Consider the following 23,715-nt stretch of genomic DNA (forward strand, 5'->3'; position numbering starts at 1 on the left):
TTCATTCTAAGATCTACAACACTGAGATCGGAGTTCGAATAGAAATAAATATGAAATAAAAAAAGCTGCACTTAAGCAGCTTTTTTTAATCATAAGTATCGTATTTAAATGATCTAAATCACTTTCCTTTTCTGTAATTTTTAGTATCATATTCCTTGCGGCCATATAGTGTATCATCTTCAGGATATTTGGTGTCATCCCGATTATAGGTATCGAGTACAACAATTTCATATTCCCGGTCTATAGTACTGCCTTTGTTTATACGTTTAGTTTCGGCAAAAGTTTTATGGGTTATCTCGTTTGTGCTAACCACTTTATTGTCGTGGTTTAAATTAACCAGTCCAATTGGGATTATAAGGTGATTCTCACCATCTTTATTCATTACCTCATGAACCCCACTTTTTGCTTTTCCTGAATAAGGTTTATGATTTGCTTCAATAATAGAAGTATCTACTTCTACATCCAGATATACTACTTTTTCAGTATTCTTGTTTACGAGCAAATTTTCCACTTTACCTACGACCCTTTTGTCTTTATCATGGACTTTCCATCCCCTTACATCAGGATCATCACTTTTTACTTTATAGTCTGATAATTCGTTTAAATAAAATAAACTTCTGTTTTTATCGTCTTTCATGGCTTTTCTTATTTCATTGAATTTAATAATGATGAAACTTTGGTGAAAAAGGATTTTACTTCTTCTTTTTGATTTAAAGTTTCCTGTCCTCCCTCAATTTTAGCAAAAGCTGCATCTACTTCAGAATATGCACTACTTAAATTCGAGAATTTTTCTTCCTGCATAGTTTGTAGTGCCTTCAAAATATGTTGACCTGCATCTTTTATACTATTCGCATGAGTTACCTTCATTGGATCTTCAGTAATCTCCTGCGCTTCATTTCTCGCATTTTCAAGATCTGCATCTATATCAACACCTAAATTATTCGCTGTTGCATCAACGGCGGAGATAAGTTTCATCAATGCTCCATTGGTATATTCATGGTCCACGCCCATTTCAGGATTATTTATATAAGTGTCATATTCATTAATTGCTGTGACATATTGCATATTTTCAGCATCCTCATATTCCATGGTTTCATTATCCATCTCGTCATCATCCATGACCTGTTCTGTATTCATATCGTCCGCATCATCCACATCGTCGTCTGCCAATACAAAAAAGTATAATAAAGCGGCGATGATTAGAATAGCTAATAGAATCCATGGCCATATTGGACTTTTCTTTTCAATTTCAATTTCTGCCATAATGATTAGTTTAAATTTTTAAATGATTGATTTTTGAAAATTTCGTTTCATTCATAAATAAGTAAAATAAAAAAAAGACGATGATTAACTATCGTCTTTTTTCAATTCTCTATTACCACTTATCTATTTCGTCACGTAATTCCTCTTTGGTTTTACCGGTCTTTTCTTGTAAACGTCCCATCATTTCATCAAACTTACCTTCACTGTAAGTTACATCATCATCTGTAAGTTTCCCGTATTTTTGCTTGAATTCACCCTTAACTTGTTTCCATTTTCCTTCAATTTGGTCATTATTCATAATTTTGGTTTTTAGTTAATAATAATTAAACTTAAGACTTACATTCTACGAAATGTCTCAACAAACTCTTATAATAATCTTAAGGATTTGTTATTTTTACTTTTTAGCCAAATAAATGAGAAAACTATTACTTCTTTGCCTTATAATCTTTACCCTTACGGCCTGTGGAACTTCAAAAAAGATTTTTAAAGAAAATATTGAGCTTCGTTTTTTAGACGATTATGTTTTACCAAGCAATCTGGAAATTGACGGAACTACTGTTGGTGGGTTGTCTGGCATAGATTATAATGATGGTACTTATTATTTAGTTTGTGACCATCCAGGTAATCCAAGATTTTATAAATCTAAAATTGAATTCTCCCGTAATAAAATTGATACTATTATAATTTCTGAAGTTGTTAAACTAGATAGAAACTCAGGCTTTTTAAAAGAAAACACTTTAGATCTGGAAGGCATTAGAATAGACGATGGTTCTGAAAATATTGTTCTTACCAGCGAAGGTGCTATTTCTAAAAATCAGAAGCCATCGATTTTCTATGTGAATTCAGATGGAGAATTTATAAAAAACTTTGAGCTCCCATATTATTTCACTTCAACAGGAATTCAGCAACCAAGAAATAATGGTGTTTTTGAAGGTTTAACTAAAGACTATAAAAATGAAGGTATTTGGGTAGGCTTGGAGCTTCCACTTACCAAAGATGGCTCAAAACCAAAGCTATTCCCCACTAGATCTCCAATAAGAATCACACATTTTAATAAGAAATCTGGAAAAGCCGATGATCAATTTGTAATTTCTTTAGAGAATATTTCTAAGATCCCATGGCTGTACTTTGCCGTTAATGGGCTTACCGAATTAATCCAATATGCACCGCATCAATTTTTAGTTTTGGAAAGGGCATTTTCTGCCGGGCACGGTAGCTACGGAAATACCGTTCGAATTTTCGATATAAATACTAAAAATGCCACTAATACCTTAGACTTCAAAAATCTAAGAAAACAAGAGTTTACAAAAGCCACTAAAGAACTGGTGTTCGATTTCAAATCTGTAAAAAAGAAATTAACTGAAGGAATCATAGATAATATCGAAGGAATGACTTTTGGACCAGACCTTCCAAATGGGAACAAAAGCTTAATTCTAATTTCAGATAATAATTTTAATTCATTGGGAAAACAACTGAATCAAGTAATTTTAATGGAAGTCATATTTAAATAATATCTCATGAAAAATCTTTTTCTTATTCTGTTTATACTTTTAACCAGTTGCAATTTTCAGAAGTCAGAATCCTCAGACAAACACCTCTTAAAACAAGTAGAAGAATCTAAAGTACATTTAAATAATACCACTTATTATCTTATAAGACATGCAGAGAAAGATCGAAATGATCCTTCAGAAAAAGATCCAAAGCTTGAAGAGACAGGTCTTAAAAGAGCTGAAAAATGGGCAGTGGTATTAAAAGATGTATCTTTTGATATGGTTTATAGCACTAATTATAATAGAACCAGGGAAACTGCACAGCCTATTGCAAAGGCAAATTCATTGGAAATAGAAATTTATGATTCTAACGATCCATTCAATCAAGAGTTTCAGAAAAAGACTAAAGGAAAAACAGTGTTAATTGTTGGGCATAGCAATACTACCCCGGCTTTTGTAAATGCAATAATGAAGAATAAAAAATATGAAGATCTACCCGATGATGAAAATGCTGCGCTGTTCATAGTGACTGTTTCTCCAAACAAAACGATTTCCACACAATTACTTTATATTAATTAATATCACTTTAACTCAACAGGATCTTTAAGTAGCTGAGTACTCATAATACAATTATAGTATCTTTGTAGCCTAAATTGAATTTATGCTTTTTGAAGACCTACCCTTATCCCAAACCATTCAGCAGGGAATATCTGAAATTGGACACACTACTCCTACTCCAATCCAGGAAAAAGTTATTCCGGAAATCTTAAGAAGGAATGATGTAATTGCTTGTGCCCAAACCGGAACAGGAAAGACGGGTGCGTTTGCAATCCCATTATTACAACTCTTAAACAAGCGTGTAGAGGATGATAAAACAAAAGGCACACTCTCTGTATTAATTGTTAGTCCTACCCGGGAATTAGCGGTTCAAATTGCAGAGAATATTAAAGACTATTCAAAATTCACAAATATAAAATCTGGAGTTGTTTTTGGTGGTGCTTCCATGCAGCCACAGATCAACTTACTAAAGGATGGATTACATATTTTAGTAGCAACACCTGGAAGACTTTTAGATCTTAGAAAACAAGGTTATATCAATCTTGAACATGTGGAGGTTTTGGTTTTAGATGAAGCCGACCTTATGTTAGATATGGGCTTTATAGATGAAGTTCAGAAAATAATTAGACTTGCTCCCAATTTGGTGCAAAGACTCATGTTTTCGGCAACTATTCCACCAAAAGTTCAGGATCTTGCAAAATCCTTATTGCAAAATCCTGAAAAAATTGAACTGACCACCAATTCTTCCGCAGCACCTTCTATAGAACAGAAATTATATATGGTGCCTAAGCAAGATAAAGTAGAATTATTGCTTTATGTAATGCGAAATGTGGTTAAAAATAAATCTATACTTATTTTTAGAAGGACCAAGTTTGGGGTAGAAAAAGCATTACAATCCTTGGTTAAAAACGGATTCAAAGTCGATGAACTCCATGGAGATAAAAGTCAGACAGACCGTACTTCTGCTTTGGAGAGATTTAAAAGTAAAGAAGTAAATATTTTAGTTGCGACAGATCTTGCTGCTCGCGGATTGGATATCGATTCTTTAGATTTTGTGCTGAATTTTGATATCCCAAGTATGCCGGAAACTTATGTACATAGAATTGGGCGTACAGGTAGAGCAGGCAGTGTGGGAGCTTCTATTTCCTTCTGTAGTGCAGATGAAAAGAAATATATCCAATTTATTGAAACCCTGATAGACAATAAAATCCCTGTTGAAACAGAACATCCTTATCCTTTAGAGAAAAATGCTGAGCCGGTGGTTCATAAAAAGAAGGGCAGTAAGCATAAAAAGGGACGAAAAGGAAGTGGCTCTAAAGCCAATAAGAAAAGGTGGTATAAATAGACCAGTTACTTGATGTCATTTCGATAGCAAGGTGAAATCTCAATTCCTGATTTATACTCATATTTGGATGAAAAGAGATTTCTCAGTCGTTAAAAAACTCCTTCGAAATGACAACAAAAAAATAGGTTTGACCATTTTCTAATTAAGTCGTATTTTAAATCTCCCAAAGCTTTAGCTATGAAAAGAATTTTGATCCTTGTATTGAGTTCTGTTTTTCTATCTGCATGTTCAAATAGCGATGATAATCCAAAAATTGACAGCGAGTTAAGCGGAACCTGGATGCTTACCAACATTAGTTGCTTTTGCGGATTTGATCCTGAAACCAATTTCAATGATTTCAGCCTCAATTTTAAAAATTCAGAAAACAGTGTTATAGTACAGAATCCAAGAGAAGATTATTTTTATATCGCCAACTCGGGAACCTACACCTATAATCTCACGGATGATACATTAAAAATAAACGGTTCAGATGACTTTAAATATACTGTAGATGGGGATATTCTTACTCTAACAAGAGTAGACGAACCGCAAATTGCAGATGACGAATTGGATCTTACTTATAAGAGGATACAGTGATACTAGATAGAAAAACAAAAAACTCCGAAGAAAGCTCTTCGGAGTTTTTAAATTTTAATATTTAAAAATGAACAGTTTAAGTAATGATGAAATCATCCTATTGTTCCGATAGCTATCGGAATTATTTCAGGATCTCAAAAATCTAATAATTATAATTAACTAGAAGCTGAAACTAGTTACCATTGACATATTTTTCGTTGCCCCAAATAAGAGACCCTGAAACTAGTTCAGGGTGACGATACTGTTTCAACTGCCGTCATGCTGAACTCGTTTCAGCATCTTTCATACGTCAATTTACTCCGCTAGATAATTTTTTTATCACGGGTCTCAGCTTGACGAAAATATCAGAATTTCGAATATTTATCGAGTCAACTTTTTATATTTAATACGCTTCGGCATTAGATCTCCACCTAATCGTTTCTTCTTATTCTCTTCATAATCTGAGAATCCACCTTCAAAGAAATAAACTTGTGAATCTCCTTCAAAAGCAAGGATATGAGTACAAATTCTATCCAAGAACCATCTATCGTGAGAGATCACTACCGCACAGCCTGCAAAGTTATCTAAACCTTCCTCAAGGGCACGCAGGGTATTCACATCCAGATCATTCGTTGGCTCATCCAATAACAAGACGTTACCTTCTTCCTTAAGCGTCATTGCAAGGTGCAAACGGTTACGTTCTCCACCAGAAAGCATGCTTACTTTTTTATTCTGTTCTCCTCCCCCAAAATTGAATCGGCTTAAATAGGCTCTGGAATTCACTTGTTTTCCTCCCATATTAATAAGCTCTTGTCCATCACTAAAATTTTGCCAGATAGTTTTCTCCGGATCCATATTAGAATGGCTCTGATCTACATACGCGATCTTTGCCGTATCTCCAACTTCAAAACTTCCTTGATCTGGAGTTATCTCCCCCATGATCATTTTAAAAATAGTGGTTTTACCAGCCCCGTTAGGCCCAATAACTCCAACAATTCCTGCCTGAGGTAAGGTGAAATTGAGATCTTCATAAAGCAACTTATCACCAAAGGCTTTACTTACTCCTTTTGCATCAATAACATTGGTTCCCAAACGAGGACCATTAGGAATATAGATTTCCAATTGCTCGTCCATTTTCTTCTGATCCTGACTCAGCAATTTATCGTAATTATTCAATCTCGCCTTTTGCTTGGACTGTCTTCCTTTCGGGGACATACGAGACCATTCTAATTCTCGCTCTAGTGTTTTTTGACGCTTGCTTGCTGTTTTTTGCTCTTGTGCTAAACGTTTAGATTTTTGGTCTAACCAAGAAGAGTAGTTCCCTTTCCAAGGAATTCCTTCCCCACGGTCTAGTTCTAATATCCATCCTGCAACATTGTCAAGGAAATATCTATCGTGAGTTACAGCGATCACCGTTCCTTTATATTGCCCTAAATGATGTTCTAACCAATGTACAGATTCGGCATCCAAGTGGTTAGTTGGCTCATCCAGTAACAAGACATCCGGTTCTTGTAATAATAATCTACATAAAGCAACTCTTCTTCTTTCTCCACCAGATAATACTCCGATTTTCTTATCTGAGTCTGGAGTACGCAACGCATCCATTGCGATTTCCAATTTGGTATCTAATTCCCAAGCATTGGATGCATCTATCTGATCTTGTAATAAGGCTTGCTTATCCATGAGTTTTTGCATCTTATCTGCATCCTCATAAACCTCAGGAAGGCCAAACATATCGTTGATCTTGTTATACTCATCTAAAATTGCGACAGTTTCAGCAACCCCTTCTTTTACAACTTCCAATACAGTTTTTTCATCATCCAATTGCGGTTCCTGTTCAAGCATTCCCACAGTATACCCCGGGGAGAAAACCACATCTCCCTGATAATTCTTCTCCACTCCTGCAATGATCTTCAGTAATGTAGATTTCCCGGAACCATTCAGTCCTAAGATCCCAATCTTTGCTCCGTAAAAAAAACTTAAATAAATATTTTTAAGTACTGGTGTATTCGCTCCCGGAAAGGTTTTTGTTAACCCAGACATGGAAAAAATCACCTTATTATCATCTGCCATTTTATATGTTTTTATAGTTACAATCGAAAAAATTTAGTTTTAAAAAACTGTCTCAATCTCATAAGGATTACTTTCATATCCAAAATAAATTCAGAATAATATCTTTTGAAAACCTCTAAATTTTTGAAAGTACAAATATCCTAAATTTTAATCTCTTCCCCGCATAGCAAACCTAAATTATGCGGGATACAAACCTAAACTTCTTAAAACGATCAATAATTGACCTGAGTGATACGCATTGTGCTCTATTACCAACAAAACCTCTCGTAGTAAAGTATGCTCAGTCCCCTTACTAACAGGCTTCAAAAGATCGTTCTCTGTATCTTGTAAAAAACCTATTAGCTCCTGCTGTTCTTCAAAAAAGTGTGACTTCAATAATTCCCATTCTTCCAAAGAATCAATCATGTTTTTCTTTGGCCAATAATCCTGTGGCCACTCATGAGTTGTATAATCTTTATCTTTTATATACTCTAAGATATCCTTTTGTGCAAAACGCATATGATAGAAGATCTCATAGAAAGAATACGGCAAAGCCTTAGGTCTCCTGCAATGTTCTTCAGAAGAAATAAATTTTAACAATTCTTCCACTGGCATAAAAGCTGAACCTCCTTGTAAATGTGTAATTAATTGATTTTTAAAATCTTGCATTTGCAAATTTTTGGAATTAAACCTTTTAAATTATCGATATCATTGAAGATATAGCTTTTCATCAGGATATTTTAAAATCTTTTCAGCCTTAAAAATTATCTCGATTTTGTATTTTAGCCAAGATACTGAGACAGGAATGAAAACCAGAATTTACTCTTGTTCTATCAGTACCTATTTAAGCAATAATATACGGACAATATAATACTACTATTACTATGGATCTTAACTTCAATAAAAATGAAGATCATAATAAACTTTTACTTTCCACTTTAAGACAAAAGCTCGCCACAGTTAAGCTTGGAGGAGGAGAAAAACGTATTGAAAAACACCATGCGAAAGGTAAAATGACTGCCAGAGAGCGGATCAATTATCTTTTAGATGATTCTGATGCTGCCATAGAACTTGGGGCTTTTGTAGGAGAAGAAATGTATGAAGAACATGGCGGGTGTCCTAGTGGTGGTGTAGTGATTAAAATAGGGCATGTTTCAGGAAAGCAATGTATTGTAGTTGCAAATGATGCGACAGTAAAAGCTGGAGCTTGGTTCCCTATTACCGCGAAAAAGAACCTGAGAGCTCAGGAAATAGCTATAGAAAACAGACTTCCAATTATTTATTTGGTGGACAGCGCTGGAGTATATTTGCCAATGCAGGATGAAATTTTTCCAGATAAAGAACACTTCGGAAGGATCTTTAGAAATAATGCAGTAATGAGTAGTATGGGAATTACTCAGATCTCGGCTGTGATGGGAAGTTGTGTTGCGGGTGGAGCTTATTTACCAATTATGAGTGATGAGGCTATTATTGTAGAGAAAACGGGAAGTATTTTCTTGGCCGGAAGCTATTTGGTAAAAGCTGCTATTGGAGAATCTATAGATAATGAAACCTTAGGTGGAGCTACTACCCATTCTGAAATTAGTGGTGTTACAGATTATAAAGCAAAAGACGACAAAGATGCCCTAAATAAGATCAAGTCTATAATGGATAAGATCGGGGATTATGACAAAGCTGGATTTAGTAGAAAAGATCCTATTAAACCTAAATTAGATCCTAATGAAATTTTTGGAATTTTACCAAGAAAACGTAACGATCAGTATGACATGCGGGAGATCATCTCTAGATTAATAGATGATTCTGAGTTTGAAGAATACAAGAAAGAATATGGACAAACAATTATCACCGGATATGCGAGAATTGATGGTTGGGCAGTTGGTATAGTTGCCAATCAGCGTAAAATTGTAAAGACCAAAACCGGTGAAATGCAATTTGGCGGGGTGATATATTCCGATTCTGCCGATAAAGCAACTCGTTTTATCGCAAACTGTAATCAGAAAAAAATTCCTTTGGTATTTCTTCAGGATGTTACCGGATTTATGGTAGGTAGTAAAAGTGAACACGGCGGAATTATTAAAGACGGTGCAAAAATGGTTAGCGCCGTGAGTAACTCTGTAGTTCCAAAATTTACTATTATTATTGGTAACTCTTATGGTGCAGGAAATTATGCGATGTGTGGGAAAGCTTATGACCCAAGATTAATTGTAGTTTGGCCAAGTGCCGAACTTGCTGTGATGGGTGGAACTCAAGCTGCTAAAGTATTGGCTCAAATAGAAACTGCCTCCCTGGCCAAAAAGGGTGAAAAAGTAGACGAGAATAAAGAAAAAGAAGTATTCGATAAAATAAAAGCCCGATACGATAAACAAACTTCGCCATATTATGCAGCTGCCAGATTATGGACAGATGCAATTATAAATCCTTTAGACACTAGGAAGTGGATCTCTACAGGTATTGAGGCAGCGAACCACTCGCCTATCACTAAAGATTTTAACTTAGGAGTAATCCAAACATAATCTATGCGATACCTTTTATATATTTTTTTTACGCTTTTCTGTTCTGAAGGATTTTCTCAAGACTCCTCAGCTGTGAGGAAAGTTGTTAGATCCTATATTGATCTCAAAACTTATAAGGAAAAAGGGGATCCTTTAACTAAACAGGACACCATAGATTTTATGATTAGAGGAAAGGACACTTTGGTGCTTGTCCCAAATGAGTTTATAAATGACCTTCGGCATGGAAAAGGAGTTCGTGTTAGATATGAACCAAAAGACTCTCTCTTTCTTGAAACCTATAAAAATATTGTTTTTGGTAACAAAGAAAATTCGAAAGCGACTCTAAAAATATGGAAAGAAGACATAAAGATCTATTTTGATACTTCTGTACCAAAATTACATCGCACGGCTCTAATGGATTTTGCTGGAGGTCTTTCTGCGGATATAGATTCTCTAAATATTGAGAAGGTTAATGTTAAAGCAGAATCCAATTATTTGGTTTATTATATAAACGATGAAAATGATCAGGATTTTGAACCTAGAATCACTCAAAAAACCTCTGGCTATTATGTTACTTGGAATGGCAGACAGCAATTAATCCAAGCATCTCTAAAGGTAAATACTACAAATATAAAAGCCCAAAATTATCAAATTGCAAATTTGAAATCTAACTTCATAAAAACCTTGGGCTATTTTGGAGTTGACCCCTCTATAAATTGTAACAGTTATTTTTCAAATTGTCCCATGATCAGAAACTTCACCAGTAGCGACATGGAAATCTTAAAATATCATTATTCGTACGGTATTTGCAAAGGTACAACTAGAGAAGATTTTGAAGATCTTCATAGTAAAATGAAAAAGACTTTAAAAAATCGGCCCGACGCAGAATTATTTATAATGCATACTCCATAAAATTATATATGAAAAATATATCGCTACTAATAATAATTATATTTCTTGGTGTAACTTCAAGCTTCTCCCAAGTATTAAGTAATAAAAACAAGCAATACACCGAAGCAGATTCCTTAAGAGGTTCCTTAAGACCGGAACGCTCATACGATGTTTTAAAATATCACCTGCAAGTACAAATTGATCCAGAAGAAAGATTTATCTCTGGCTTTAATACCATCACTTTTAAAACTGAAGAAGATTTGCCTGTTATGCAGATCGATCTTTTTGAAAACATGAGAATAGATTCCATCATTCATGGAACTGAAAAATTGGACTATAAGAGAAAATTCAATGCCGTCTTTGTGGAATTTGAAGAAGCCTTAAGTGCTAAAGCAACAGACTCTATTCAAGTATTTTATTCTGGAAATCCTATTATAGCGAAGAATGCTCCTTGGGATGGTGGCTTCGTATTTAAGAAAGATGAAGAAGGAAATCCGTGGATCGCTGTTGCGGTTCAAGGAACCGGCGCTAGTCTTTGGTATCCCAATAAAGATCATCAAAGTGACGAGCCGGAAGAAGCATTGATAGAAATTGCTGTTCCAACTGGTCTTACAAATGTTTCTAATGGGAGATTACTAGGAACAAAATATTTGGAAAATGGCTACACTCGATGGAGTTACAAAGTGAGTAATCCAATAAACAATTATGACATCGTTTTTAACATCGCAAACTATGTTCATTTTCAGGATAAATACAAGGATCTGGATCTAGATTATTACGTGCTGCCCTACAATCTTGAAAAAGCTAAAAAACAATTTGCAGAGGTTAAGCCAATGATGAAATGCTTCTATGAAAAATTTGGAGAATATCCTTTCAAGGAAGATGGCTATAAACTAGTAGAGACTCCATATTTGGGAATGGAGCACCAGAGTGCTGTAGCTTATGGAAACCATTACAAAATGGGCTATTTAGGCCGCGATCTTTCTGGAACTGGGATCGGATTAAAATGGGATTTTATAATTATCCACGAATCTGGACACGAGTGGTTTGGAAATAGTATCACTGCCAATGATATTGCAGATATGTGGATACATGAGGGTTTCACCACCTACTCTGAGGCTGTTTATGTAGAATGTAGATGGGGAAAAGATGATGCCTTAAAATATTTGGAAGGACTTAGAAAAAACATCGGTAATAAAGCTCCAATAATTGGGGATTATGGCGTAAATAGTGAAGGCTCTGGAGATATGTATCCTAAAGGCGCTAATTTATTAAACACCTTAAGAAGCATTTATAATAACGATGAACTTTGGTGGAAAACTTTAAAAGATTACACGCTTACTTTTAAGCATAAAACGATAGACACAAAAACAGTTGAGAATTTCTTTAATACTCCGGTAGAAACAGATCTTCAGCCTATTTTCGATCAATATCTTAGATATTCTGCAATTCCAGTATTAGAATTCAAGAAAACAGGAAAACGAATAAGTTATCGCTGGAAAACAGACGTTCCAAATTTCAATATGCCAGTAGATGTTTTTATAAATAAAAAAGAAATTCGACTCACTCCTTCAAATACATGGAAAGAATTTTCTAAAGAAGTTGAAGATCTGGATGATATTAAAGTCAATGAAAAAGAGTTTTACATAGAAACTAAATTTATAAAATGAATTGAATCAATATTTATTGAAAGCTTCCAAGGTAAAATATAAACTTGGAAGCCTTTTTTATGCAACATTCTGATTCCTAATATTTCATAAAGTAGCTAGTTATCAGTAATTTACTTATTATTTTTTTGAGTTATGATAACTATAAAATCTCTTAATAAGTGGGCCAATGCAAATACTTATTATTCACTGGACATTCTAAGGATTGCATTGGGAGTTCTTTTTTACAAAAGGACTTCAATTTATTTCTCAAAGCCAGATCTTTATGGAGCTTTTTAAGCCACTTCGCGATTTTGGAGGTAATGATAGTGATTCATTAGGTAGCGCCAGCACATTTGGCTGGAGGCCTAATGATAGCCTTTGGCTTGCTTACACGTTAGGCATTAATCGCAAAACTTCCAATACTTCTTGGCGCGATCTTAATCAACTTTATTGGAGTAATGAATCCCGGTAACTTAATAATCGCCATTACTATTTTACTGCTTACTTGTTTCTTTATAATCTATGGCTCCGGAAAGCATTCTGCAGACTATTATTTAAAAATGTGATATTAATTTTAAGGAATAAGCAGTAATTCAGTTTGCCTTTCATTTACATATTTAAAAGAGTTTTCTCCCCAAGACCCTGCTTCTTCAAGCATGATTCGTATATCTTTATCCCACTCCGGGATTGCAACTGTGGTGTTTAATTCTATAGCATAGGTAGTGTTTGGAAACAACTTATAATCTCCAGTTCCGGGAACTCCATCCTGAGAATCCCACATTCCAATAGTTGGACCGGCAGAATGGCCATAAAGTCCTAAAGGATGTGTATATATTGAAGGTTGCAAACCCACAGCCTTAGCTTCCGAAAGAGATTTTTTAAGAATTTCGTTACCAGATCTCCCAGATTCGAAATTAGAAGTTAGTATATCCTGAAGCTGATTTCCCTTTTTAAGTGCTTCTCTTAGAAATTCAGGAGCCTCAGTTTCTCCATCTTTTAGCACATAAGCATGTTGTTGGCAATCTGTATTCAGTCTTAAATAACTTATCCCAAAATCACAATGTAAAAGATCTCCTGGTAAGATCGTTGTTTCTCCAAATCCATTTGAAAAAGCATCTATATGGTCTTTTAATTTTTCTTCTTTTCTCTGGATGTCAACCGTTGGATGAAACCATGTTTCCAATCCAAGAGCTGTTACTTTTTGTCTCAACCACCAAACAACTTCTTCAGAAGTTGTTTGCCCCGGAACAATCACTTTCTCGCTAAAAGCTTCAGCAATAATATCATGAGTCATTTTAACCAAGATCTTATAAAATTCCATTTCTTTCGCTGTCCTAGTCTCTATCCAACCAACAGCAAGATCTTCCGCAGAAACAAGCTTATTTCTATATTCCTCTGGTAAATGAGTAATAAATTCTTCGTGATCGGTTTTCACCAGTCCATCTGCAATTGCGAAATTTTCAGAATAATTCAAACCTATATTATCTGGATTTCTTTCAGAAATAATATCTATCAGGGCTTTCCACTGGTTAGGCTGCTTTTCCTTGTCCCAGGCAGAAGAAATACTTTCTCCAATATTATATCTCGCAACAGCAAGTCGTTCTACCTTTTTAGAATTTTTCGGTTTATAAAAAACTAGGATCGTTCTTCTCCTTGCGTTTAGCCAGGTAGCGGGAAGCATTGTTTTTAAAACAGGGTCCTCATTATATTCTCTGGAGATGATTACCCACATATCAATCCCTGCACGTTCCATTAGTTGGGGCAAAGTATTTTCAAACTTATCCTCTAACAATTCGTCAATTACTTTTGCTCTATTTTTTTCTGAAAGGATTTGTGCATTCAATGAAAAACTGAAGCACAGAAATAGGAATAAAATTTTATACATAAAAAAGCATTTTTAAATCAAGAGAGAAAGTTACTTTATTTTGCTTCGAAGAGTATTTTTTCTATGGATCTTTCCGTTAGGAGTTTCTTCGAATTTCCCAATTAGATAAATTTTCTTCGGAATTTCGTACTTATCCAAGTGTTTTACTGAATGCACCCTCTCTTTTAGCTCCGATAATAATTCTTCAGAAAAATCTGCTTCAATAAATAAGACTAATTTTTCTCCAAGTGCATCATCCGGCATTCCAATAAGGAAAAAGCGACCATCTATTACTGCACTTAGCTTTCTTTCAATATTTTCAGGATACAATTTGATCCCTCCAGAATTTACCACATTATCAATTCTACCTTTCCAGAGAAACTTCTTATAAGTAAGAATCTCCACTACATCATTGGTCACTAGTACCTCATCTGCGATGGTAGGGGCATTAATAATTAAGCAATCTCTTTTGTCTTTGGAAATATGCACATTGGGCATTACTTTAAAAGGAGCTGGCTTTTTCTTATTCTTTTTAGTGTTCAATTTTTTAGCAGCCATGTGAGAAACTGTCTCTGTCATTCCAAAAGTTTCATAAACTTTGGTATTAAGACCCTGAACCATTTCTTGTAATTTTGGAGAAACAGCCCCACCACCAACTATTAATTTCTTGATTAAATGTAGCCTACTAATAGAATTATCTAACTGAAATGGGGTCATCGCACAAAAATCGTATGTTTTATACAAATTATCCAACGGATTAGAAGAAGGTGGCACAAGATCTAATTCCCATCCTAAAACCATTGCACGCACTAACATCATTTTACCTGCGATATATTTTGCTGGCAAACACATCAATGCAGTACATCCCGCTTCCATTTCAAAAAAATCTCCTGTTGCTATGGCAGAATTGATCATATGCTCTTTCCTGACCTTAACTTTTTTTGCTTTACCAGTAGAGCCAGAGGTATTTACTACAATAAACTCTGAAGGCTTTAGCCAATTTAAGATAAAATCTCCAATCTCTCCTTCATGCGGTTCTCCTTCCTTAATGAAGTTATAAGCCACTTTAGCCAAATCTTCATTAGAAAAATGCAACTTATTAATTTTAAAACCTTTATGAGTATCTGGAAGACAAAATTTATCAATCATTACAGTTGGTTTTTAACGAAAATATTGTTACTTAAACCTAAAATTAACAAAAATATTTATGAATTTCCTATGTTCTGAATATTCTTATCAACAATCGGAGCCTCTACTTTTCCGAATAGTTTTTCTTTCCAATCACTCCATCCATATTTCTTAGCCATTATGAACAAAAATGAAGGATATACTACGAATATTGGAATAAGCACATCTACACCCGCTGTTGGGTTTGATATATCTATTAATAAAGAATTTGTTTGAAACGCCGTCCAATCTGCCGTAACCAATACAGCTGTTAGTAAATTATTCCCGGCATGAAAGCCTAAAGCCAATTCCAAACCTTCGTCCATAAGTGTCATAATACCTAATAGAAAACCTGTTCCTATATAATAGATCATTATGATATTTCCCATTTTTGTCACTTCCGGATTAAAGAAATGTAACCCGCCAAATACAACCGAAGTCAATATTAATGGAACCCATTTATTCTTGACCAACACTCCTATTCCCTGCATTAAATAGCCTCGGAAAAGATATTCTTCAAAACTGGTTTGCAATGGGATCATGATCAAAGCGATGATCAGCATTATAAAAAATGGCTCGGGTTGGAAATTAACCAAGTAATCCTGGGGGTTGGAATAATAATCGAAGGCTGTAACTGAAATAGAAAAAATTGCTACCAATCCAAATCCGAAGAAAAATCTACCCCAATCTACTTTTTTTCGAGAAGTAGTAACTGTTCGAATAGGTTGATAATGGATATATTTCACCACAAATAATAACGCAAACAGACCTACCGCAAATGTGAGCAATAATAGAAACAGGTTTAGATTGGAATCTAAGATTTTCAGCATCTCTGCTTCTTCCATTCCAACGATATCCATACCGCCCTCCAAAAACATAGCTACCGCCAATGGAATTTGCCCGAGTATTACTGCGAAAATAATAATGGATACCCCTAATAAATATCTCCAAAAACTATGTTGGTAATTAAATGCTTGCTTAATGAACATGTATAAATTATAGATTAAAACCCCAAGAGGTTTCAGGATTGTACATAATAGTTCCGCTTTTTACCTCTAACGGAGACTCAAAATTATTTGTATAAAGACCTCCGGTACCAAGACCTTGAGGTAACTGAGACTTTTTGGTGTAAGTCCACTGACTTATGGCATTTAAACCTACATTGCTTTCCAAAGCACTTGTTACCCACCAACCAATCTCCATTGCATCTGCCAACTGCAGCCACTCTTCTGTCCCTTTGTATCCTCCAATTAGACTTGGCTTAAAAATGACATACTGAGGCTTGATTGTTTGTAGTAATTTCTTCTTGTTTGTTACACCGGTAACTCCAATTAGCTCTTCATCTAATGCAATAGGAATGGGTGTGATCTCGCATAGTTTCGCCATATCACTAAACTGTCCTTGTTTAATAGGCTGTTCTATACTATGAATATTAAACTGGTTAAGTCGCTGCAGTTTTGCTAAAGCATCCTCTGGGGAAAAAGCTCCATTGGCATCTAATCTTATTTCTATTTCTTCGGAAGAAAACTCAGATCTTATAAATTTCAGAAGATCTAATTCCGCATCAAAATCAATTGCACCAATTTTCAGCTTAATGCATTTGAAACCATTTTTTATCTTTTCGAGAATTTGCTCCTTCATAAAGGATTTTTCACCCATCCATACCAATCCATTTATTGGGATTGAATCTTTTCCATTGGTGAATTCTGAAGGATGTAATAAAAAAGGAGTTGAGGCTTCCAAAGATCTAAAGGCCATCTCTACACCAAATTGTAACGAGGGAAAATCTAAAAGTTGTTCCCAAAGTGCATCAACACCAAGAGAGATGTTTTCACAAACCCAAGATAGTTTATTTTCATAATCTGGTCTATCATCTATACTCAGAGATCGTAAGAGTCCACATTCTCCGACACCAACTTTTTCTTCAGAGGTTATAATTATAAACCAAGTTTCTTTAGTGGTAAGAATACCCCGCGAGGTTCCGCTTGGGCGTTTAAATTCTAAAAGATGTCTGCGGTAAGTTGCCTGCATTGAGAATTAGTTATTTTTTTTGAAATTATAATTCAATGCTTTCTCCAATTTCAAGTAACATAAGATCTTTGCCTTTTTCATAAAACTTACGTTTCGCCTCATCGTGGTCTATTTCTATGTATCCAAAAGTATCGTAGTGGCAACCTATTATTTTGTCACATTCTATAAAATCGCTCGCAATTATGGCATCCTCCACACCCATTGTAAAGTTATCTCCAATTGGTAAAATTGCCAGATCCAATTTAGTACTTAGTGGAATGAGCTTCATATCCATGGTAAGCGCAGTATCACCTGCGATATAAATATTTTTATGCTCGCCTTCTATAACAAATCCTCCAGGCTGACCGCCATACGATCCGTCTGGAAAAGAACTGGTATGTATTGCATTTACATACTTGACTTTTCCAAACTCAAAATCCCAGGAACCACCATGGTTCATAGGATGCACTTCAAAACCCTTATTCTCATAGTGAGTTGCGATCTCAAAATTGCTCACAATGACAGCTCCTGTATTATTTGCAATAGCTTCAGCATCTAAAATATGATCCTGATGCGCGTGAGTAAGCAAAATATAATCGGCGTTTAACTTATTGATATCCACTTTGTCTTTAGAAAGTTTATTTCCTGTTATAAATGGATCTATAATAATATTGATATCTCCTATTTTAATACTGAAGGAATTTTGTCCGTAGAAAGTTATAATCATTGCAAAAAGGTTGGAATTTCAATAAAAATAAACAATGAAACAAGATTACACCCTAAGCAAATGTTAAATTTATTAGTGGGATTAAATTAGCAAACCAATTCCAAATAAGGCTGCGACTGCAAAAGTGGATAATGCTAATATTTTAAGTTCCGGATCCAATTTACGAGGATCTTTATTTTGGACCACTCTTTTCAAGTGAAGCACCAAAGGAATAAAAGCCAATATATAGATAAAATTATTTAACTCTTTATAAGTTAGAACACTAAATATGAGAAACAAAAATATAGCTCCAAGAATTAAAGTGTAATGATAATTTTTAGCTCTTCTCTCTCCCATCTTAACTACAAGTGTAACTTTCCCCGAAATTTCATCGGAAATCCTATCTCTCATATTATTAAGGTTCAATACTCCTACACTCAACATTCCTAAGGCCGATGCAGGTAGTAAGGCTATCCAATATATTTCTCTTGCATAAAGAAAATAGGTTCCTAAAACTGCTACCAGCCCAAAGAATATAAATACAAAAATATCTCCCAAACCTCTGTAGCCATAAGCATTTGTACCAACCGTATATTTTATTGCCGCCGTAATAGCACTTACTCCCAAGAGAAAAAAGATGATGGCATACCAAAAATGATCCTGTCCAAATGCTGAATAAATTAAAAGTATCGCCATCAAAAAAGTTAAAATTGCCGTAAGCACCATCCCTTTTTTCATTTCTTTTTCTGAGATCAATCCGCTTTGCAAAGCTCTTGGTGGGCCAACTCTATCCTCATTGTCGATTCCTTTTATTCCATCTCCATAATCATTTGCAAAATTAGATAATATCTGCAGTCCTAATGTGGTACCTAAAGCGAGGCTAAAAATCACAATGCTAAAATATCCTTCATGAACCGCGATAGTAGTTCCTACAATAATTCCGCTAATGGATAATGGTAAGGTTCTTAACCTTGCTGCACTTACCCATGTTTTAAATCCTGTCATTTTAATTCATAATTTTTACAACCAATTCTTTCAGCAAGTCACCAGAAGGGACATTTGTAGCTCCCACCCCTTTACTTTTAACGTCTGTTTCCCGTAAATAAGCAATGATCTGGCTCACCTTTTTCATGGGATAATTTCTAGCTGCCAATACATAATCTGCCACAAAATAAGGGTTTACCTTTAGCACCTTCGCTACATTGGCTTTGGACTTATCGGCTATCCCATGATATTGTAAAATTTGAGAAAAATAACCAAACAATAAAGACACTGTTACAACCATAGGGTTGTCTTTGGTATTTTGTGCGAAGTAATTAATAATCCTATGCGCTTTTAACGTATCACGCGTTCCAATTGCCTTTCTAAGTTCAAAATTATTAAAATCTTTACTTATCCCTATATTCTCTTCAATTAGTTCTGGAGAAATATTAGTCCCCTTTGGGGCTATTATTTGTAGTTTTTGTAATTCGTTATCGATCTTACTAAGATCTGTTCCCAAAAATTCCACCAGCATTTGCGATGCTTTCGGAGAAATTGCATATCCGCTAGACTTTAAATTTTTCTGAATCCAATCTGCCACCTGATTTTCATAAAGCCGCTTGCTTTCAAAAATCACCCCGGTTTTAGCCACCGACTTGTAAAGCTTCTTACGTTTATCAATTTTTTTATACTTATAACATACTACCAAAGTTGTGGTAGGCTGAGGCTTATCTGAATATGCCTCTAACTTTTCAATAGTTCTGGAAAGATCCTGCGCTTCTTTTACAATGATCACCTGTCTTTCGGCCATCATAGGGTATCGTTTGGAATTGCTTATTATTTCATCAACTGTAGTGTCTCGACCATACATCACCATCTGGTTAAAACCTTTTTCTTCCTCCGGCATTAGATGATCTTCTATATAATTAGCGATCTTATCTATATAATAAGGCTCTTCACCCATTAAAAAATAAATGGGTTTTACCTGTCCGTTTTTAATTGAGTTAACTATTTGAATTGCGTCTTCCATAAGGTTGTAAGGCAGTTAGGCGTACTTGATTTGAGGCTTTTTCAGCTCAAAAGGGATTAATTCTACAAGATCTTTTAAGTTACAACTCAGTATTAAATAGAAAAATTTCTTAGCTATAACTTTATAATTTTGTTTATTTGAACTGATGCAAAAATTGAATTTCCCGCAATATACATTTCGCTTCAAAAATAGCGAAAATAAAATAGCCGCTTTCGATGAGATTAGGAAAAAGTTTATAATCCTTACTCCAGAAGAATGGGTAAGACTGCATACCGTTCAATACCTGATTTCAGAAAAAAAATATCCCAAAAGCCTTATAAATGTTGAAAAACAACTCAAAATAGGAAAGAGAATAAAAAGGTACGATGTAGTCGTTTATAACTCTAAAGGAGATATTCATATAATTGTAGAATGCAAAGCGCCTGCTATAAAGATCACCCAAGATACTTTTGATCAAATTGCAAGATATAATATGAGCCTAGACGCAAATTATCTTATGGTAACCAATGGTTTAGACCATCATTTTTGTCAATTAGATTACGAACTGGAAAAGTACCATTTTCTACCAAGCCTTCCAGAATATCAATTATAGAGCACTCGCTTTAACCTAAAAATTATTCTGTTTACTTTTGAAGCCACAGAATAAAAAATAAGAATTCAGAATGAATCAGACCGTTGCCGTAGTAATATTAAATTGGAATGGGCTGGATCTTTTAAAAGAATTCCTCCCAGAGGTAGTAAAATATTCTAAAGAAGCCACCGTCTATGTTGCAGACAATGCTTCTACAGATACTTCAATTTCTTTTGTGGAAGCTCATTTCCCTGAAGTAAAAATTATTCAAAACAAAGTAAACGGTGGTTATGCAAAAGGCTATAATGATGCCTTAGCAGGACTATCTGAAGATATCTTTATTTTGTTAAATAGTGATGTTAAAGTCACTCCCAATTGGATACTCCCCATAGAAGGTGTTTTTGAGAAAGATAAAAGCGTTGCAGCAGTTCAACCAAAGATCTTAGATTACAAAAAACCAACTCACTTTGAATATGCTGGTGCAGCTGGTGGTTTTATAGATAAATTTGGCTACCCTTTTTGTAGGGGAAGAATCTTTGATTATCTTGAAAAAGACAACGGCCAATATGATGATGAAATAGAGATCTTTTGGGCAAGCGGAGCTTGTTTAGCTATAAAGCGAGATAAATATTACGAAGTTGGTAAACTAGATGAAGATTATTTCGCGCATCAAGAAGAAATAGATATCTGCTGGAGGCTTCATAATTATGGGTATAAGGTTATTTATACACCAAACTCTGTGGTTTATCATGTGGGTGGGGCAACTTTGAACAGTATGAACCCAAAAAAGACATTTTTTAATTTCAGAAATAGCTTATTTAATCTGATAAAAAATGTGCCTTCCAATAAAATTTCATCGGTACTTTTTTTACGAATGGTTTTGGATGGGATAGCTGCATTTAAATTTTTATTCGAATTAAAATTAAATCACTTTATCGCTGTTTTTCAAGCACATATAAGTTTTTACACACAATTAAATAAATTAATAAAAAAGCGCAAAAAACTTCCCAAGAAAGATAATTATTACTTAAAAATTTCCGTTGTTTGCCGAAGTTATGGATTGGGGCAAAAAAAATTCTCCGATTTTTAATGTTTCAAGGCAAAAAATAGTATATGGGCACTAATTTTGATAGCTTTGAGAAAATCTAACAATAAAAAATTTACATCAAATTATGAAGAAAATCATGTTACTTACGGCTACAGCCGCCTTATTACTTTCTTCTTGTGTGTCACAGAAGAAATACGCTGAGCTTGAAACCCTACAACAAGAAACTAGGGATCAATTAAACACTGCGACCGTTAAATTAAATTCTTGTTTAGACGAAAAAGAAAGATTAAGTGAACAAATAAAAACCCTAAATAATCAGAATTCTGCATTATTGAACAATGTCGGAGACTTAGCTACACTGTCTACTAAGGAAGCTTCTAACCTTGAAAAATCTTTAGAGAGCATCAAGGAAAAAGATATGAAGATCCAACGTATGCAAGATGCAATTACCAAAAAAGATTCTGTTACTCTTGCTTTAGTTACTAGCTTAAAAGGAGTTCTTGGAAACATGAATGATGAAGACATTAGCATTAATGTTGAAAAAGGTGTTGTATATGTATCTATCTCAGATAAGTTATTATTTGAAAGTGGTAAATACAATGTAACTTCTCGTGCAAAAGAAGTATTAGGAAAAGTTGCAATGGTAGTGAAGAACAAACCAGAGATCGAATTTATGGTTGAAGGTCACACAGATGATCAAGCAATGAAAGGTGGAGTAATTGAAGACAACTGGGATCTAAGTGTTAAACGCGCTACCTCTGTTGTAAGAATTCTTCAAAATGAATTTGGTGTGCCACCAGAAAGAATGACTGCAGCAGGAAGAAGTTACTACATTCCTGTAGCATCTAACGATACTGCTGAAGGACGTTCTAAGAACAGACGTACAAGAATTGTGATCTTACCTAAATTAGATCAATTTTACAACCTTATAGAGCAAGGAATGAAAGAAGCTAAATAAGCTGAACATTCTTAGAAAATAGTAAAGCCTCGCAATTGCGAGGCTTTTTTTATGTCTGCTAATTTCAAAATCAAGATCCCTTGGGGTAAGTTTAATGGATATGAATCGGAGAATTCTATTAAAGATTTCTAGGCATGCCTCGGGGAATTAAACCCGAAATGAGGGATTAACTCTTCAAAAAGTCAATTAGAATTTTGTTGAATACTTTCTTATGGGTAAATACCAAACCATGTGGCGCATCTTTGATTACCTCATACTTCGCATTGGAAATTAAATCTTTACTTTTTTTACCTGCTACGTCTATGGGAACTATCTGATCTGCATCTCCGTGAACCACTAAAGCTGGAACATCAAATTTCCTTAGATCTTCTCTGAAATCTGTAAGACCAAAAGAATCTACACAATCTATAGTAGCTTTTGGAGAGGCCTTACATGCAATACTCCAGTTTAAATGAACCTGATCCTTGCTTATTTTCTCTTTGTTATCTGAGTAGTTTACAAACTTGTCACCAAAACCGGCTAAAAATCCGGCTCTATCTTCCCTGACGTTTTTCTTGAATCCTTCAAAAACTTCTTTATCTAAACCTTCGGGATTATCACTTGTTTTAAGCATAAAAGGAGGAACTGCAGATATAAGGGCTGCTTTTGAGATCTTATTAGTTCCATAATTCCCGATAAATCGGGCTACTTCTCCTCCACCCATAGAAAATCCAACTAAAATGGAATCGGAAAGATTTAGGTGATCAATTAAATTATTGAGATCTGAAGCTAAAGTGTCATAATCATATTTTCCCCAAGGCTTACCACTTTCTCCAAAGCCTCTTCTATCATATGTAATGCATCTAAATCCTGCATTTATAATTTCTTCTATTTGATATTCCCACATTCTATGACTTAAGGGCCAACCGTGTATCAAAATAACTGGTTGTCCTTTACCAAAGTCTTCGTAAAATATATTTACTTCTTCTGTTGCTGTCTTAGATTTAAAATAACTCATTCCTTTTCTTTTTTAATTAAACTTTATAGCTAAAGCTAATTTTTAAAAAGGAGCATTAAAAAGAATCGGGCCTATTTAATATGCAATT

Annotated in this window: 23 protein-coding genes and 1 pseudogene; 11 read left to right on the top strand and 13 right to left on the bottom strand. The window is 34.7% G+C overall.

Going from position 1 to position 23,715, the window contains the following annotated elements:
• Window positions 1-118: 118 nt before the first annotated feature.
• The 3 genes from ES724_RS06585 to ES724_RS06595 form a co-directional block, all read right to left on the bottom strand.
• The gene (locus tag ES724_RS06585; RefSeq protein ID WP_146931206.1) at window positions 119-637 is read right to left on the bottom strand and encodes a YlmC/YmxH family sporulation protein; all 519 of its coding nucleotides are present in this window, start codon (window positions 635-637) and stop codon (window positions 119-121) included.
• Between the two features lie 8 nt (window positions 638-645).
• A complete protein-coding gene (locus ES724_RS06590; RefSeq protein ID WP_146931209.1) occupies window positions 646-1,263 on the bottom strand; it encodes a hypothetical protein in 618 nt (205 codons plus the stop codon).
• A 112-nt stretch (window positions 1,264-1,375) separates the two neighbouring features.
• Entirely contained in the window at window positions 1,376-1,561 is a 186-nt protein-coding gene (locus ES724_RS06595) for a CsbD family protein (protein WP_026839124.1), read from the bottom strand.
• Between the two features lie 115 nt (window positions 1,562-1,676).
• Here ES724_RS06595 and ES724_RS06600 point away from each other — a divergent pair, with 115 nt between their 5' ends.
• The 4 genes from ES724_RS06600 (at window position 1,677) to ES724_RS06615 (ending at window position 5,232) form a co-directional block, all read left to right on the top strand.
• Entirely contained in the window at window positions 1,677-2,774 is a 1,098-nt protein-coding gene (locus ES724_RS06600; RefSeq protein WP_146931211.1) for an esterase-like activity of phytase family protein, read from the top strand.
• 6 nt (window positions 2,775-2,780) lie between these two features.
• Window positions 2,781-3,332 carry a SixA phosphatase family protein gene (locus ES724_RS06605; protein ID WP_146931214.1) on the top strand — a complete coding sequence of 184 codons (552 nt, stop codon included), beginning with the start codon at window positions 2,781-2,783 and terminating at the stop codon, window positions 3,330-3,332.
• 82 nt (window positions 3,333-3,414) lie between these two features.
• On the top strand, window positions 3,415-4,656 hold the full coding sequence (locus ES724_RS06610; protein WP_146931217.1) for a DEAD/DEAH box helicase: 1,242 nt from the start codon (window positions 3,415-3,417) through the stop codon (window positions 4,654-4,656).
• A 177-nt stretch (window positions 4,657-4,833) separates the two neighbouring features.
• Window positions 4,834-5,232 carry a hypothetical protein gene (locus ES724_RS06615; protein WP_146931220.1) on the top strand — a complete coding sequence of 133 codons (399 nt, stop codon included), beginning with the start codon at window positions 4,834-4,836 and terminating at the stop codon, window positions 5,230-5,232.
• A gap of 360 nt (window positions 5,233-5,592) precedes the next feature.
• Here the strand turns inward: ES724_RS06615 and ettA are convergent, their stop codons facing one another.
• Window positions 5,593-7,284, bottom strand: coding sequence for an energy-dependent translational throttle protein EttA (gene ettA, locus ES724_RS06620; RefSeq protein ID WP_026839129.1), 1,692 nt, complete (start codon window positions 7,282-7,284; stop codon window positions 5,593-5,595).
• Window positions 7,285-7,461: 177 nt separating this feature from the next.
• Complete coding sequence (locus tag ES724_RS06625) at window positions 7,462-7,932, bottom strand: DinB family protein (RefSeq protein ID WP_146931223.1); 471 nt, start codon at window positions 7,930-7,932, stop codon at window positions 7,462-7,464.
• 215 nt (window positions 7,933-8,147) lie between these two features.
• On the opposite strand from ES724_RS06625, the gene ES724_RS06630 reads away from it, so the two are divergent.
• From ES724_RS06630 to ES724_RS17005, 4 genes and pseudogenes are all read left to right on the top strand, one after another.
• Window positions 8,148-9,776, top strand: a complete 1,629-nt coding sequence (locus tag ES724_RS06630) for an acyl-CoA carboxylase subunit beta (protein ID WP_146931226.1) — start codon at window positions 8,148-8,150, stop codon at window positions 9,774-9,776.
• A gap of 3 nt (window positions 9,777-9,779) precedes the next feature.
• Entirely contained in the window at window positions 9,780-10,667 is an 888-nt protein-coding gene (locus tag ES724_RS06635; protein WP_146931229.1) for a hypothetical protein, read from the top strand.
• An 8-nt stretch (window positions 10,668-10,675) separates the two neighbouring features.
• Complete coding sequence (locus ES724_RS06640) at window positions 10,676-12,316, top strand: M1 family metallopeptidase (RefSeq protein WP_146931232.1); 1,641 nt, start codon at window positions 10,676-10,678, stop codon at window positions 12,314-12,316.
• 132 nt (window positions 12,317-12,448) lie between these two features.
• Window positions 12,449-12,861: pseudogene (locus ES724_RS17005) on the top strand (DoxX family protein).
• Window positions 12,862-12,869: 8 nt separating this feature from the next.
• On the opposite strand, the gene ES724_RS06650 reads toward ES724_RS17005, so the two are convergent.
• The 7 genes from ES724_RS06650 to holA form a co-directional block, all read right to left on the bottom strand.
• A complete protein-coding gene (locus ES724_RS06650) occupies window positions 12,870-14,180 on the bottom strand; it encodes a M24 family metallopeptidase (protein WP_146931235.1) in 1,311 nt (436 codons plus the stop codon).
• Between the two features lie 30 nt (window positions 14,181-14,210).
• On the bottom strand, window positions 14,211-15,308 hold the full coding sequence (locus ES724_RS06655; RefSeq protein ID WP_146931238.1) for an AMP-binding protein: 1,098 nt from the start codon (window positions 15,306-15,308) through the stop codon (window positions 14,211-14,213).
• Window positions 15,309-15,364: 56 nt separating this feature from the next.
• The gene (locus ES724_RS06660; RefSeq protein WP_146931241.1) at window positions 15,365-16,315 is read right to left on the bottom strand and encodes a CPBP family intramembrane glutamic endopeptidase; all 951 of its coding nucleotides are present in this window, start codon (window positions 16,313-16,315) and stop codon (window positions 15,365-15,367) included.
• Window positions 16,316-16,322: 7 nt separating this feature from the next.
• Window positions 16,323-17,357 carry an o-succinylbenzoate synthase gene (locus tag ES724_RS06665; RefSeq protein WP_146931244.1) on the bottom strand — a complete coding sequence of 345 codons (1,035 nt, stop codon included), beginning with the start codon at window positions 17,355-17,357 and terminating at the stop codon, window positions 16,323-16,325.
• A 25-nt stretch (window positions 17,358-17,382) separates the two neighbouring features.
• Window positions 17,383-18,063 carry a metal-dependent hydrolase gene (locus ES724_RS06670; protein ID WP_146931247.1) on the bottom strand — a complete coding sequence of 227 codons (681 nt, stop codon included), beginning with the start codon at window positions 18,061-18,063 and terminating at the stop codon, window positions 17,383-17,385.
• Between the two features lie 81 nt (window positions 18,064-18,144).
• Complete coding sequence (gene menA / locus ES724_RS06675; RefSeq protein WP_146931250.1) at window positions 18,145-19,047, bottom strand: 1,4-dihydroxy-2-naphthoate octaprenyltransferase; 903 nt, start codon at window positions 19,045-19,047, stop codon at window positions 18,145-18,147.
• A 1-nt stretch (window position 19,048) separates the two neighbouring features.
• Window positions 19,049-20,053: a DNA polymerase III subunit delta gene (holA, locus tag ES724_RS06680; protein ID WP_146931253.1), complete on the bottom strand. Its 1,005-nt coding sequence runs from the start codon at window positions 20,051-20,053 to the stop codon at window positions 19,049-19,051.
• Window positions 20,054-20,198: 145 nt separating this feature from the next.
• Here holA and ES724_RS06685 point away from each other — a divergent pair, with 145 nt between their 5' ends.
• From ES724_RS06685 to ES724_RS06695, 3 genes are all read left to right on the top strand, one after another.
• Window positions 20,199-20,645 (top strand): type I restriction enzyme HsdR N-terminal domain-containing protein, encoded by a 447-nt coding sequence (locus tag ES724_RS06685; protein WP_146931256.1) that lies wholly within the window; start codon window positions 20,199-20,201, stop codon window positions 20,643-20,645.
• A 70-nt stretch (window positions 20,646-20,715) separates the two neighbouring features.
• Window positions 20,716-21,714 (top strand): glycosyltransferase family 2 protein, encoded by a 999-nt coding sequence (locus ES724_RS06690; protein ID WP_146931259.1) that lies wholly within the window; start codon window positions 20,716-20,718, stop codon window positions 21,712-21,714.
• Window positions 21,715-21,796: 82 nt separating this feature from the next.
• Window positions 21,797-22,630, top strand: a complete 834-nt coding sequence (locus ES724_RS06695; protein ID WP_146931262.1) for an OmpA/MotB family protein — start codon at window positions 21,797-21,799, stop codon at window positions 22,628-22,630.
• Window positions 22,631-22,796: 166 nt separating this feature from the next.
• Here the strand turns inward: ES724_RS06695 and ES724_RS06700 are convergent, their stop codons facing one another.
• The gene (locus ES724_RS06700) at window positions 22,797-23,627 is read right to left on the bottom strand and encodes an alpha/beta fold hydrolase (protein WP_146931265.1); all 831 of its coding nucleotides are present in this window, start codon (window positions 23,625-23,627) and stop codon (window positions 22,797-22,799) included.
• Between the last annotated feature and the right edge of the window lie 88 nt (window positions 23,628-23,715).

It is taken from the genome of Gillisia hiemivivida (assembly GCF_007997295.1).
GTDB lineage: Bacteria > Bacteroidota > Bacteroidia > Flavobacteriales > Flavobacteriaceae > Gillisia > Gillisia hiemivivida.